The sequence below is a fragment of the Pseudomonas sp. NFR02 genome (assembly GCF_900119375.1).
Classification (GTDB): domain Bacteria; phylum Pseudomonadota; class Gammaproteobacteria; order Pseudomonadales; family Pseudomonadaceae; genus Aquipseudomonas; species Aquipseudomonas paracarnis.
Window position 1 is genome coordinate 597,256 of record NZ_FPJJ01000003.1, and the last position, 12,929, is coordinate 610,184.

A 12,929-nucleotide genomic window follows, 5' to 3' on the forward strand; every position below is an offset into this window, starting at 1 on the left:
GCCCCAGCGAGGCTGCGAAGGGATCGCCGCGCAGCCCCTGAAGCACCGCAGAGTCTGTATCGCCCAGGGCTCGACCTGCTACTTGACCAACCGCTTCTCCTTGGAGGGGCGATAGCCGAAATACGCGCTGTAGCATTTGCTGAAATGGCTCGGCGAGACAAACCCGCACGCCACCAGCACATCCACCTGTGACAACTCGGTGTGCTGCAACAGGCGTCGCGCTTCAGTGACGCGCAATTCCATGTAGTAGCGTTGCGGCGTGGTACCCAGTTGTTCCTTGAACAGGCGCTCCAGCTGGCGGCGGGAACGGCCGGCGTAGACGGCGAGCTGATCGAGTTCCAGGGGCTCTTCGAGGTTGGCGTCCATCAGCTTCACCACCTCGCGCAGCGGCGCGCTGACACAGATGTTTTCGGTGGGTTTGATGCGGCGGTAGCGCGATTCTTCGAACGCCAGAATATCTTCGATGCCTTCGACCAAGGCTTTGCCATGCAGGCTCTTGATCCAGTCCAGGGCCATATGGAAAGCCCCCGAGGGGCTGGACGCGGTGAGGCGGTCGCGGTCGATGACGTAGGGTTCGCTGGTGACCTGCGCCGCCTTGGACACTTCGGCCAGTGCCGGCCGATGCTCGGGATGGATGGCACAGCGATAACCCTGCAGCAGCCCCGCACGCCCGAGGAACCACGAGCCGTTCCACAAACCGGCGAGGCGCACGCCCGCTTCACCCGCACTGCGCAGCCATTGGATAAATGGCTCGCTGGCCTTGAGTTCGGTACGAAAACCACCGCAGATCACCAACAGGTCCAAGTCCTGCAAGGTCGTCAGCATCAGGTTCGCATCCGGGCGAATGACCAGGCCCAGGTCGCTGATGACTTCGCCCTCACCCCAGCCGAAGGTGCGCGTAGCGAACAGATCAGGGCGCAACAGATTGGCAGTCACCAGCGTATCGAGGGTCTGGGTAAAGGCCGGCAAGGAGAAGTGTTCGAGCAGCAGGAAACCGACACGGGTGACCGAGGTTGATTGCTGGGGGTTATCACTGAGGTAGCGCAGGTTCTTGCCTTGCATGCCACCGCTGAACTGGCGTCTTTCCATCGAGGGTCGGCCCACGCTTATTGTTGTGCAGTGGGCGCTATCTTAGGGGCAAATGCAGTGGCTGTCTCAGGTGACGCTCAAGGCGGGTAGCGGCCATTGCACTGATCTTGATAAAAACTGTTCGCTTCAAAAGCCACGGCCCAGGCGCTGCGCGCTGATCTGATACGGTTTTTTCTTTTCAATCTGCGCCTGTATTGAAAACCGCTTGAGGCGGACAATAGCCCCATCCCGACATTCCTGTCGTCCCCTTCCCCTCGGAGGCCTTATGACCAAGATGGCAATTTTCCTGTTTGGCTTTTTGGTGTTGACCATTGGCATCGGCATGTTGGCGACCATCTCGCCGGTCTAAGCCCGCATCGTGGCGAGGGAGCTTGCTCCCGTGACGACCTGATACCCGACGCCGATCTACCTAACGCCCCACGATCAAACTGTGGGAGCTGGCTTGCCTGCGATGACGGCCTGCCAGCCGACATCTATCTACCTGACACCCCGCGATCAAACTGTGGGAGCGGGCTTGCTCGCGAAGGCGGCCTGACAGCCGACACAATTGGATTGTGTGCATATCCATCGCTGCGGTAACGGCCACTTAGGGTTCCGCCAACGGCGGGTCACTTTGGAAAAGAGCCGGAATGCCGGCCCAGCCCAAAGTAACCAAAGGGCTCTTGCCCCACCCCTCGGCACCTCGCCTTGGCTCGGTGTGCCCGAACGCAGGCTTCGCATCGTGGTTACCTACGCCCGCCTCAGCCCACAAACAGCATCGGATACAGCGACAGCACCAACAGCCCGGCCATGGACCAGTTGAACATCCGTAACCAGCGCGGCTCGCGCAGCAAGTTGCGCAAGCCACTGCCACACCCCACCCATACGCACACACTCGGCAGGTTGACCACCGCAAAAACCAGGGCGATCACCAGCACATTGGTGACATAACCCTCGGCCGGCGTGTAGGTGGTAATCGCCCCCAACGCCATGATCCAGGCTTTGGGATTGACCCACTGGAAGGCCGCCGCACCGAGGAAGGTCATCGGCTTGCCATGTTCATTTGGGTTATCAGACATACCGCCCGCATTGGCAATCTTCCACGCCAGATACAACAAATACGCGGCGCCGACATAACGCAACAGCGTGTAGGCCCACGGAAACAGCTTGAACACCTCGCCCAAGCCAAGCCCCACACAAATCACCAACAGCATGAAACCGATACTGATCCCCAGCGCATGGGGCATCGAACGGCGAAAGCCGAAATTCACGCCTGAGGCCAGCAACATGGTGTTGTTGGGCCCCGGGGTGATCGAAGAGACAAACGCGAACAGCACGAAAGCTGATAACAGGCTGGTAGACATGATCATGGCGCGGCATCCAAGCGGTGGTGATGTGCCTGCGACAGTAGTGGGTTATGGCGCGCTGCGCCTCGTACAGCTAGGGGGGGATCGAGGCATACACTTTTGAAGCCAGCCGCGAAGGCTGGCACAGGAGGATGGACACTCAGCGGCTTTGAGCTTCACGCTGCTGGTCAGTGGCATGTTGTTTTTTTACATGCTTACGCGACCTGAGCTCGTATTGATGGTGAATAAACCAGGCAACCAATAACAACCCCGTGACGCCAAAAACCAAGACCAACAGCTCTAGTGCGGTACCTTCGTGTGAAAACATTTTTCGTTCCTCGTCCTGAAGCCGTGTGACCTAAAAAACAGACACACCGAAATTGTTTGTAATAATTCAAACATTTTCAGGGTAGTCGGCAAAAGCTCAGGTGACAACCCCCGTTCGAACCAGAACCCTTGATCTAGACACGTCACTCGTCGAAAAAACGCATAAATCACAGGCAATAAAAAACCCCGTAGACGCTAATCTACGGGGTTTGCGCAAGCTTACTTGCTGCCAGAAGCGTCCTGCTCGACCACCATATCCAACACGTAGACCGTCGAAGGCGCATCCGCTGGCGGATTCTTCCATTCGTACTGTTTGACCCGCAGCACAGTGCGCACGCCGTCATGATGCACAAAGCCTTCGATAGGCTGGTACAGCGGATGCCAGGTGTCTTGGGTCGCCAGTTGCAGGCCCGCGTCGTCATAACGACGCTCGCGCACTTGCAGGCACTGATAATCTGGAATCAAAGGATGGCTGCACTTGACCGTCTTGGCCGCCACTTCCAGAAACTTGACCTCACCCTCGCTACCGTAGCGGGTCTGCGGGGTGGCCTCGCCTTGCAGCTTGAGCACCGAGCCATCCGCTGTCGTCAGTTGCAGCATCGGCGCCACGTTATCGCCGGTGATCACAGCGCGCAGCTCACCCTTGAACAGCCGCCCTACCTGGGCATCAAGGTCCATCAGGCTCTTGTCACAGGCCATCAGCGTAGAGGCCAGTGGCTGAACCTTCAGAACCCCGTCCTGATAGTGAAAGCCGCCGAACTGACGATTGCAGCCACCGCTGATGCTCAGGTTCTTGTCACCGAAGGCAACGCGCAACTTGCGCTCGATGCCTTTGTTCATCGCCACAAGAGGCTTGCCCGACGCGTCCGTTGCCGAGACCAGGTTCCAGTCGTAAGCGGATAAGGTTGGCTGGGCTACAGCTGCTGAGGTAGTAGGCATTGAAGGTGATTCTTCATGGCTTTTGGAAGGGGCGGCACAGCCTTGGATGAGTGCAGCACACACGGCTACAAGAAGAATTTTTTGTTTCATGGGTCACTCTGTCAGCTTTGATGAGTGCGGGCGTTATCTTGCGCTGGCAGGATAAGCGCGCGGCTAAACCGGCATGAGGAGGTCGCTTGAGGCCTTACTGAGCGTAGACCCAATGCGCGCTTGGCGGACCTCGTCCTTGGCCGATAGCAATCGGACATCATTTGTTTGGTTCAGTTTCACGAGGCGTTGGAAGTGCAGGCAAATCCCAGACAATAAAAAACCCCGTAGACGCTAATCTACGGGGTTTCTAAGAGTGGAGGCCGAGGTCGGAATCGAACCGGCGTAGGCGGATTTGCAATCCGCTGCATAACCATTTTGCTACTCGGCCTCAAACGATCAATGCCCTTGTTGCTGACATTCACCGCATACAAACTTGAGTGGGCTACGTGATGCCTGCCTCTACTCTAAACCATTGAATACATTGAAGTTTTTAATGCTTCATTGCGTTCGATGGGCGCCATTATGTACTCATTTGCCTAGGCCTGCAACCCCTTGATTTCAAAAAATATTCTGCCTTGGCATCAAGGGGTTGCGGGTCTGCCCTACTCCTTCACTGTTTGGATTTTGTAGTGCGGGTCGGCCTTGATCTGGGCTTCGGTGAAGGGCAACGGGTGCAGTTTTTTCTCGGAGAAGCCTTGGGTCTGGTCCTTTGAATAAGCGGACGCCGGGTTGCTGGACTCGGAGAATGCCAGGACGCCGACTGCGTTGGGGCCTTTGTCGTCGAAGCTGACGATTTGCAGGTAGCTGGTGCCGCTGACGACTTCGCGTTTGCCGTCGGCGCGGGGCACGGTTTGCATGGCGTTGTAGATACCCAGTTCTTGCGGGCCGCCGTGGATGGGGGTTTGGCCGGAGACTTGGATATCGCCCCAGCGGGTCTGCCCCAATTTGCTGACCTCAACGCTGGAGGCCAGCATGGCTTCCAGCAGGGCCTTGGCGACAGGGGCGCGGTCAATGGCGAGGCCGCTTGGGGTGCTCAGTGGATGGGCCGGGTCGAAGGCCACGCGCCAGGCATCGGGGATTTGCTGCAGGTGTTGCATCAGGTTAATGAAGTGCACTAGGCCCACGCCGCTGTCGAGGTTGGCGCGCTGGTCCCAGTTTTTCAGGCTGGTGCACAGCGGTTGCAGTGCAGCGGCATCGGCCCCGAGGTTTTTGGCGCAGAACGCCAGCAGGTCGGGCATGACCTGGCCCGCCAGGTACACCTCGTTGTCCATGACCATGTCTTGCAGATCAGTGACGGTGATCGGCTGCTGCTCAAGGGTTTGCAGGCGCTGGAGCGCGAAGCGCGCGCGCGGGCCGAGGCCGATGTTGTCCTGGCTGATCACCGGCGAGAAGCCGCTCAGCGGCGCCTTGGGGTTGGCCATCCAGGCAGAATCATTGGAGTGCTGCACGTAGTCGGTGCGTTGCAGTTGGGGCAACTGGTCGGCCGGAAAGATACCGGGCTGGGCCGCGCGCGGGTCGATATCCCAGGCGCAGGCGCTGTGGGCGCCGTCAAGCATGATCATTTGCAGGCCGGCCCGTGGGTCGCTGCATGTTGCCAGTTTAGCGGCGCTGACGTTGGGCACCACCGACAGGTTCATGTACAGGCTCTGGCCCTGGTCATCGGCGGCCAGGGTGTTGACCCAGGGGATGCCTTGCAGGGTATGCACCGAGCTTTGCAGTTCCTTGAGGCTGCTGGCGCGGTTCATGGCGTACCACTGTTGCAGCACCCGGTCGTTGCCCAGGTTGGCGTCGCGCAGGCTGAAGGCGTAGTGGCTGTCCCAGTCGAGCTTGCCCGGCCATTGCACCACGGGGCCGAACTGCGAACTGTAGACGTTGTGGGACACGGCCTTGAGGCTGCCGTCAGCTTGCTTGACCTGGACTGTTACGGCCGTTTTTTCCAGTGGGATGGACTTGCCGTCCAGCAGATAACGGGTGGCGTCCTTGGGGTCGAGGGTCAAGCGGTACAGGGTGAAGTGTTTGGAGGTGTCGACGGTGTGGGTCCACGCCACATGCTGGTTGAAACCGATGTTCACCACGGGCAGCCCTGGCAATGCGGCGCCCATCACATCCAGCTGGCCAGGGATGGTCAGGTGCATCTGGTAAAAACGCATGCCGCCCAGCCAAGGAAAATGCGGGTTGGCCAGCAGCATGCCACGGCCATTGAATGAGCGGTCACGGCCCACGGCGACGGCATTGCTGCCTCGGTCCAGCGTGAAGCGTTGCTGGTTGGCCGCGGCCAGTGCAAAGCCTTTGGCGTCGGATTGGACATCGGCGGTGGCTTGGGGTGGTGTTGCCCCGACCAGGGCTTCGGCGAATTGGCCGACGCCCCCTTCCACCAATAGCCTGCGGGTCAACTTGACCAGGTCTTGGACTACCAAGGGCCGTACCCACGCGGCCTGGCAATGCGCGGGTGCGCCCTGCTCCCTGAGGTAACGGTTGTAGCCGGCCACGTACCCTTCGAGGCGCTGTTGCATCTGCGGGCTCTGGGCTTTCCAGAATGCCGCCACTGCCTCGGGGGTATTCAACCAATTGAAGAACGCATCGCTGGCGAGGTTGTTGCGCTCTTCCAGGGTCGCTTGGTCCGGCCCGAAAAACTTGGCGCGCTCGCCATTGACCGTGACCACTTCATTGGCCAGCAAGCACAGGTTGTCCTGGGCATAGGCGTACCCCATACCCACCCCCAGGCCACGCTCGTCAAAGGCGCGAATATGCGGCACGCCATAACTGGTACGCCGGATATCCACCGACGCCTGCGTTACCTGTTCCCGTGCCGATACGGCCAGGCTCAACCCCAGCAACAGCCCTGCCACGCCCACTCTGGACAACCCGTTGGAAATAATCACGCCGACTCCACAGTCAAATTGAACACCCTCACAAGGGATGGTTACCCCACCGTAAGAACGCAAATCGACCGGAATAATTTAGCCGCACAAGGCTGTATATCGTCAGCGCTTGAAAGGTGACAAATCTGATACCGACAAATTTTCTACATTCATCGTTTCATGATTTGCCTCACTCGTTCGTCTTATTACTCAAGAGCACCATCTTTTCCTGATCAGGCTCTGAAAAGAAAAGGAGTTTTTGCATGTATAACCCGCAAGTGCCCACGGATGGACATTCAAAGGCCACCGATACTCACTTTGGCAACGATACACAGGCGTTCGGCAACGCGCCCGAACAGCAAGGCAACCAGCGCATACGCCACTTGCTCAAGTGTTTCGGCTTGCGCACCAGCCTGATTCGGCTGAAGGTCATCGACGCCCTCCTCACCGCTGCCGACAACCAGCGCACCCTCGGGGTACGCGGCGTGCACAGCCACCTGCTGGAGCTGGGCATTCCGTTGTCGTTTCTCAGCGTGCGCGAGGTACTCAAGCGTCTGTGCAGCGAGGGTGTGATCACCCTGAACGCCGACAAGAGCTACAGCCTCCATGAAGAGGCTGCCAAGGTACTCGAAGGTCGTGCCTGACTGACACGCGTCAGAAGTTAGGCTTGACCTTGCGGCGCATGATGCCGTTGATCACCACGACGACCACGGCAATCGCGATGGCCAGGTACTGGAAGGTTTTCTCGCTGATCACGCCAGTGTTCTGCAGATAAGACAGACCAAACATCGCGCCCAGTACAGCCAGGGCAATCAGAAGCGAGTATTTCAAGCGTTGCTTTTGGGTCATGACGAATTCCTGGACCTGAAGGATGTATCCACTGTGTATCGCCGCGCATGCCAAGCACATACCCAATTACGGGGATGGCACGGCGTCGGCGGGGTCTTATGTTACAGGCGATGAACAGATTTGGCTTGTCCTACGCCTGACAGACCTTTGATGCCCCTTGGAGAATTGTGAAATGCTTCGACGACTCATCCTGCTGGTTCCCTTGATGATCATGCTGAGCCTGGGCGGTTGTTTCTTCTTTCCGCACGGCGGTGGCTGGCATGATCGCCACGATGATGGCGGCCGAATTTACGAACGTCGCTGATCCCCTCGGGAGTACTCCGCTCTAACGAGCTGCCCCTGCGTGCTCACTGTGTGCAGCAAGCCCACTTTCCCCGTGTTGCTGCACCGACGCGTTACATATTCGTTAATAACATTTCCCCGGGTGCCTTCGGAACCTTCCGTCGCTCTCATCCCAATCATTCGAGGCCCAAACAAGGAAGAATCATCCCTCGGATTATCATCAGGACGCGTGGGCCAATGCCATTGGAATAACTCACTTGATTTCAGGTATCGCCCACCATCGCCTGCGCCGAAACGTCTCCAGCGATGAAATCGCCCCTCCTGCCCACACCCGTCCGGTGCCAGGGACGGTCCAGACGATAGCCGTTCCGGACGTGGATGCGATCACGCCGGTCAGTGCGATTCGTTCTGACCTGATCAAGGGCCTTCAAATAACTGATCAACGCTTGTTGCTCAATCAATACCAACAACTCAACCAGGACATCCAGGCACTGCTGCTGCGCCAGCCGACGCTCAGCAGTGTTATCGAGCAGCAATTGAATCGCAGCTTCGGTACTACACCGCCTGTAGACGCCTCGTCACTGTATGTGCATCGCTATCACACTGATGAACACGGCCAACGCACATTAATCTCGGTGCAGAGCATCACCGAAGCCCTGTTCAACGCACTGCGCCAGCTCAAGGCACCTCCCGGCGCCCAGGCCTCGACCAGTACTGCCAGCACGGAAGTCGGCTTCTACACCAGCGCCTCGCCAAGCGAAAGCAGCCAGCAATTGCACGCTCGCGACACCCTCCTTTCGATTGCACAAACCATCGAAAAAGAACTGCCCCTGAGCCTTTCCCGATTCTGGACCGAGCCACGCACGGGCGAACCCAACCCCGAGTCACCCCAGAACGAATTGCTCAGTATCCACCGAGAGATGCTGTCCACCCTCGCCGCCTTGGGCGTGGAAGACGGTGCGTTAACGCCCGCCGCCAAATCATTGATCGACAAGGCGCTTGAGTATCCAACCCTGCAGGCTCGGGAAAGCGCGATGAGGGATGGCGAAAGGCCCGGTGTCTACCCGCTCAAATTGGATACCCCAAGCCCAGAGGGCAGCCTGCTGGCAGGGGCCTTCCTGATCACCAGCAGCGATGGATCGTCGGCGACACGCCCATTCAGTAGCGCACAGACAGACCGCACCTTACTTCCTGGCCAACAGCAAGGCCTGACGGTGCTCTACACACCTCGCGATGGCTACGAAACACTCGACAGCCCGGCCAAGGCACTTGCGACCTTGCGTCAACGCATTAATGACGACCCCGAAGCCGCAGCGCAGCTACTGCAGAGTTTGCCGATGGAGGTTCAAAACGGCTTGAAGGATGACTGGAAAAACCACTTGAGCCAGGACCTCGCCCCAGTGACCGGCGACGTCATTGCCGCAGGCGTGCCGCAGTTGCTGGAGCGCCAGCGGCATCAGGTGAGTAACGCACTGCAGGCGTTGTATGAGTCGAACAACGTTGAGCCGACGCTTGTCGACCCATGGGGGCATCTACTGACTGAGACGGGCCTGCCTGAGGCTGCCGACCTGGGACCGCATTTCGACGGCAACAGCGCCCTGTTGGCGCGTGCGCAATGGCTGGACGAGCGCGCGAACAGCATCGACGCGCGCCAGGCATTGGATCAACGCCTGGGTGATCAGAAAAACTGGCGATACCTTGCGCAAAAACTCAACGAGTCTGCCCAGGCCTTGCCGCAAAGCCCAACAGAACGTGAGGTGTCGGCCCTGCTGAAAAATACGCCGATGAATATCGCGCCAGACTCAGCCCATTACCAAGCCTACATACGGACACCTGGCATGTCCGTAAGCCTCGAAGCCTTCCTGCTTGAAAACGGCGTGCCATTGCCCAAGACCGTGGTCGACTTGCTGGCCTTGGCGCAAAGCGCAAAAGCACGCGCACAGCAACACCCCTTGGGCAACTTCGCAGGGGGCCTGTCCTGGCCGATCCCCTTGGATGTCAGCCAACAAGACACGCTGCGCACGGCCGCCGTCGAACATGCCAACAGCGATCCCGACTTACCGCAGGGGAATCCCAAGCGCGGCGTACTGGAACATCTGGGTAGAAACCTGAGTTTCTCCGAGCAGGCACTGGCGGACCCGGTCAAGGTGCTCGAAACCCTGATCAGCTCCAAGGATGGCCAGGCTCTCGGCCAAGCCATGCAAACCAAAATGAATGGTATCGCCACCGACACCAGCGCAAACGACTATGCCCTGGCGGCGATCCAATTGATGCTGGACCCCGAGTCGTTGACGGCGCCTGTGCAAAACCATGTGGCGGGTTTCGACCTGGCGCAGAAAAGTCATTGGGGCAAACCGCTTTCGACCATCACCAACAGCCTGCGCCAACACTTGATTGACACGGGGCGCGAATCCCCTGAGCTCGCTGGCGCGGCCGCACATCTGTTACTCAGACGCACTGCGCCGCAATTGCTGGTCAAGGACATTCCTGATTCGGTAGTTTACGGCAGCGCCGCGTGGGCGAACCTTTGCATTGCAGTAGCCGCCATTGAAGCCAAGACTCCAGGCCGCGTGGCCGCCCTGTCTTATGCCGAAGTGATGATCACCGCCGACACTGCTGGCGCCGTGCCCGCCTCTGCGCAAGCCGCAGTGATGTTGGATTGGGCCGTGGCCAATGACATTCTTCCAGCGAAAGACGATGCCCTGTATCAGCCAGCCGACCTGGAAAAAGCCCAGGCGCTGTTCAAAGCACAACTCGATACGCTGATAGAAGCCTCATCGCTCATCGGCGGGAGTTTTCCAAGCCGTAAACACATGGCGCTGGACCTGCTCGTGAAGACATTCGGCCCCGGCATGGACTTCGAGCTCAAGATGTTCTCCAGATACAATGGCGATACGCCGAGCGCGCCGCGCTCACTGGTGGAAATCGTCATGGAAGAACGGGTCATGGAGGGTCGCTGGGTACTCACGAAAGAAAATACCGGCGTGGACCTTGATTCGGTTATTGCCTTCACCCACAGCGCGCCATTCAATATTCAACGAGCGTTTGAGGATGCCTTTTCTACCGCCTTGGACAATCATAAGACCGTTAAAAAAACAGCTCTCCTCAACGCACTCAGCAACCTGCCGCCCGAAGACAGAAAAAACTTGACCCAGGGCAAGCTCAATTATTTTCAAGAAAAAAGTTACAAGGTGGGCATCATCCCTTTCGAAGGCGACACCTTGTTTCACACCAGCCCTACCGTACTGGTCACCGCGCAAAACAATGGACAAACAACCACCTATGAGTTCGATACGGTAAATGGCGTTATCCGAAGCCGGGGCAACAGAAAAACACCGGCGGCCCCTGTCAAGTTCTCCAACGAGATAATCAGGGAAGAGCCATTTTATCCGGACAGAGACAACGTCAAGATCGTTGACAGTGGGCAATCGATTCTCGCAAGTATCCCGGCCAACCCTGTGCCGTTTTCATGGATCGACCTGGGTGATTTGAAGGAAAGCAAGCTGGATCGCGAACAGCCCTCCACGGCACCCCAGCCGTATATGTTCCTGAACCCACGCACTCACCATATCGCCGACTCCGTGCTCAAGGCGTTGGACCTGGACAACCCCGCCATCAAGAAAGCCGCTGCGGGGACCACGACCTTTGAGCGTAATCATGAAAAGCTGACGAACTTCAAAGAGTTTTTGCTCGACCTTATTCCCTTCCGTTCCGCAATCGTCAATTTCATGGACGGCAACTACGGCGAGGGTATCACTGACGTCACCCTGGATATTTTCGGTTTGGTCACCGCCGGCATCGGCCTGGCGGCCAAACTCGGAAAAGTACTGGGTACGGCTGGGTCAGCAGTGAGCAAGGCGCTCAAGGCAACGAAAATCATGGTGCCAGCCCTGCTCAAGGAGTTGAACCCGTTAAACGGCGTGAGTGATCTGCTAAAGGGCTCGGGTAAACTCATTTACGAAAGCGTTGAAGCGATAGCTGGTGCGGTGCCATCCCTGAAGGGAAGCGCAAGCCACGAAGCGCTGATCAGCGCCGCAAGCCGCTACGAGGCAGCGGCAACCGGGACCTTCAAGGTGGGCAACCAGCGGGTTCATGGCTCTGCCGTCAAACACAACGGTAAATGGTACCCCTACGATGTGCATAAGCAGGAGGCTTACGGTGCGCCTCAAGCTTTTGATCCTGCGCATACGCTGATGCCACCCTCACCCCATGCTGACTTTTCCCCTCGGGGGCACATGAACGCTCGGCAAAACACGCGATTTCAACCCTACAAAAGACCCACCCCAAAAGCGCCGAACATCAATGGACACACGCCGACGATCGTAAACAAAACAGATCATCTGGACGCCATCAAAGACGAATACGTAAAACATATTAAAGGCGCCCCCAACGAAGGCCACTTCACACCCAGCCGAAGGCAACCGACACAAGAGCGGTTCAACGCAGAAATGGATGCTTTCCATCAAAAACTGGACCCGTTGAACCCACAAAATCGCCCCATAATTCCAGAAACGAAACCTTACGAGACAGTGCCCGACCTGATCGAAAAAGCCTTGGACAATTCGGACGTGGTGGTATTCGGGGAGAGTCACCAGCATTTGGCCATGTTCCGCGAAATTGACGCAAGCATCGACCTGTTCAAGCGCAAAAATGTAAAGGTGGTCGGCATTGAAGGTGTCGTCTATGACAACAATGGACTACTCAAGGACGATGGCATGGGCCATACAGGCCACGGTTTGCGGCCCGCCCACCCTCAATTCAATCTGCAGACGTTGATCAGAAAATTCAAGGATGCCGGAATAGAAGTCGTGCCCCTTGACCACTTTTATCTGACACGCCACCGGCATGACCGTAAGGCCTACACGACGCTAAGCGAAACCGAACGAAACCTGAAAAGACTCAAAGAGTTCAACTACTACGCCGCACGCGTCATTGAACAACACAAGCATAAGGGTAAAGTGATCGCCTTGGTGGGCCGCCAACACATCAACTCCACTCAAGGCGTCACCGGCTTGGCTGAGGCGACCGGAGGCATTGGCATCGGTGTTTACGAACGAACAGGCATGAAGGTGGGCTACGGCACGAACTCCACGGATGCCAAACCGGGCCCGCTGGGTACCCTGAACGCTGACAACGATCTGGCGGGAGATCTGCAAATCTTTTCGCCAGCAACCTGATAACACGCTAAATAGTTGCCTGCGTAGCACGCAGGCAACGTTCGAGCCCA

Annotated in this window: 9 protein-coding genes and 1 tRNA gene; 3 read left to right on the forward strand and 7 right to left on the reverse strand. The window is 57.8% G+C overall.

Annotated elements, in window-relative coordinates; all coding sequences use genetic code 11:
* Positions 1-78: 78 nt before the first annotated feature.
* From BT199_RS12965 to BT199_RS12990, 6 genes are all read right to left on the reverse strand, one after another.
* Positions 79-1,062 (reverse strand): GlxA family transcriptional regulator, encoded by a 984-nt coding sequence (locus BT199_RS12965; protein ID WP_019817121.1) that lies wholly within the window; start codon positions 1,060-1,062, stop codon positions 79-81.
* A gap of 767 nt (positions 1,063-1,829) precedes the next feature.
* The gene (locus BT199_RS12975) at positions 1,830-2,438 is read right to left on the reverse strand and encodes a LysE family translocator (protein WP_069868529.1); all 609 of its coding nucleotides are present in this window, start codon (positions 2,436-2,438) and stop codon (positions 1,830-1,832) included.
* A gap of 136 nt (positions 2,439-2,574) precedes the next feature.
* Positions 2,575-2,742, reverse strand: coding sequence for a hypothetical protein (locus BT199_RS27255; protein WP_166644900.1), 168 nt, complete (start codon positions 2,740-2,742; stop codon positions 2,575-2,577).
* 218 nt (positions 2,743-2,960) lie between these two features.
* Entirely contained in the window at positions 2,961-3,680 is a 720-nt protein-coding gene (locus tag BT199_RS12980; protein ID WP_233085901.1) for an META and DUF4377 domain-containing protein, read from the reverse strand.
* 344 nt (positions 3,681-4,024) lie between these two features.
* Positions 4,025-4,098: transfer RNA gene (locus BT199_RS12985), tRNA-Cys, on the reverse strand.
* Between the two features lie 214 nt (positions 4,099-4,312).
* Entirely contained in the window at positions 4,313-6,592 is a 2,280-nt protein-coding gene (locus tag BT199_RS12990; protein WP_072434617.1) for a bifunctional acylase PvdQ, read from the reverse strand.
* Positions 6,593-6,834: 242 nt separating this feature from the next.
* Between BT199_RS12990 and BT199_RS12995 the strand changes: the two genes are divergently transcribed.
* A complete protein-coding gene (locus BT199_RS12995; protein ID WP_072434618.1) occupies positions 6,835-7,215 on the forward strand; it encodes a fe2+ zn2+ uptake regulation protein in 381 nt (126 codons plus the stop codon).
* A gap of 10 nt (positions 7,216-7,225) precedes the next feature.
* Here BT199_RS12995 and BT199_RS13000 read toward each other — a convergent pair whose 3' ends face one another.
* Entirely contained in the window at positions 7,226-7,420 is a 195-nt protein-coding gene (locus BT199_RS13000; RefSeq protein ID WP_014718591.1) for a hypothetical protein, read from the reverse strand.
* Positions 7,421-7,592: 172 nt separating this feature from the next.
* Here BT199_RS13000 and BT199_RS27480 point away from each other — a divergent pair, with 172 nt between their 5' ends.
* Both BT199_RS27480 and BT199_RS13005 read left to right on the forward strand, forming a co-directional pair.
* The gene (locus tag BT199_RS27480; RefSeq protein ID WP_256575962.1) at positions 7,593-7,724 is read left to right on the forward strand and encodes a hypothetical protein; all 132 of its coding nucleotides are present in this window, start codon (positions 7,593-7,595) and stop codon (positions 7,722-7,724) included.
* A gap of 235 nt (positions 7,725-7,959) precedes the next feature.
* Positions 7,960-12,879 (forward strand): membrane-targeted effector domain-containing toxin, encoded by a 4,920-nt coding sequence (locus BT199_RS13005; RefSeq protein ID WP_072434619.1) that lies wholly within the window; start codon positions 7,960-7,962, stop codon positions 12,877-12,879.
* Positions 12,880-12,929 lie beyond the last annotated feature (50 nt).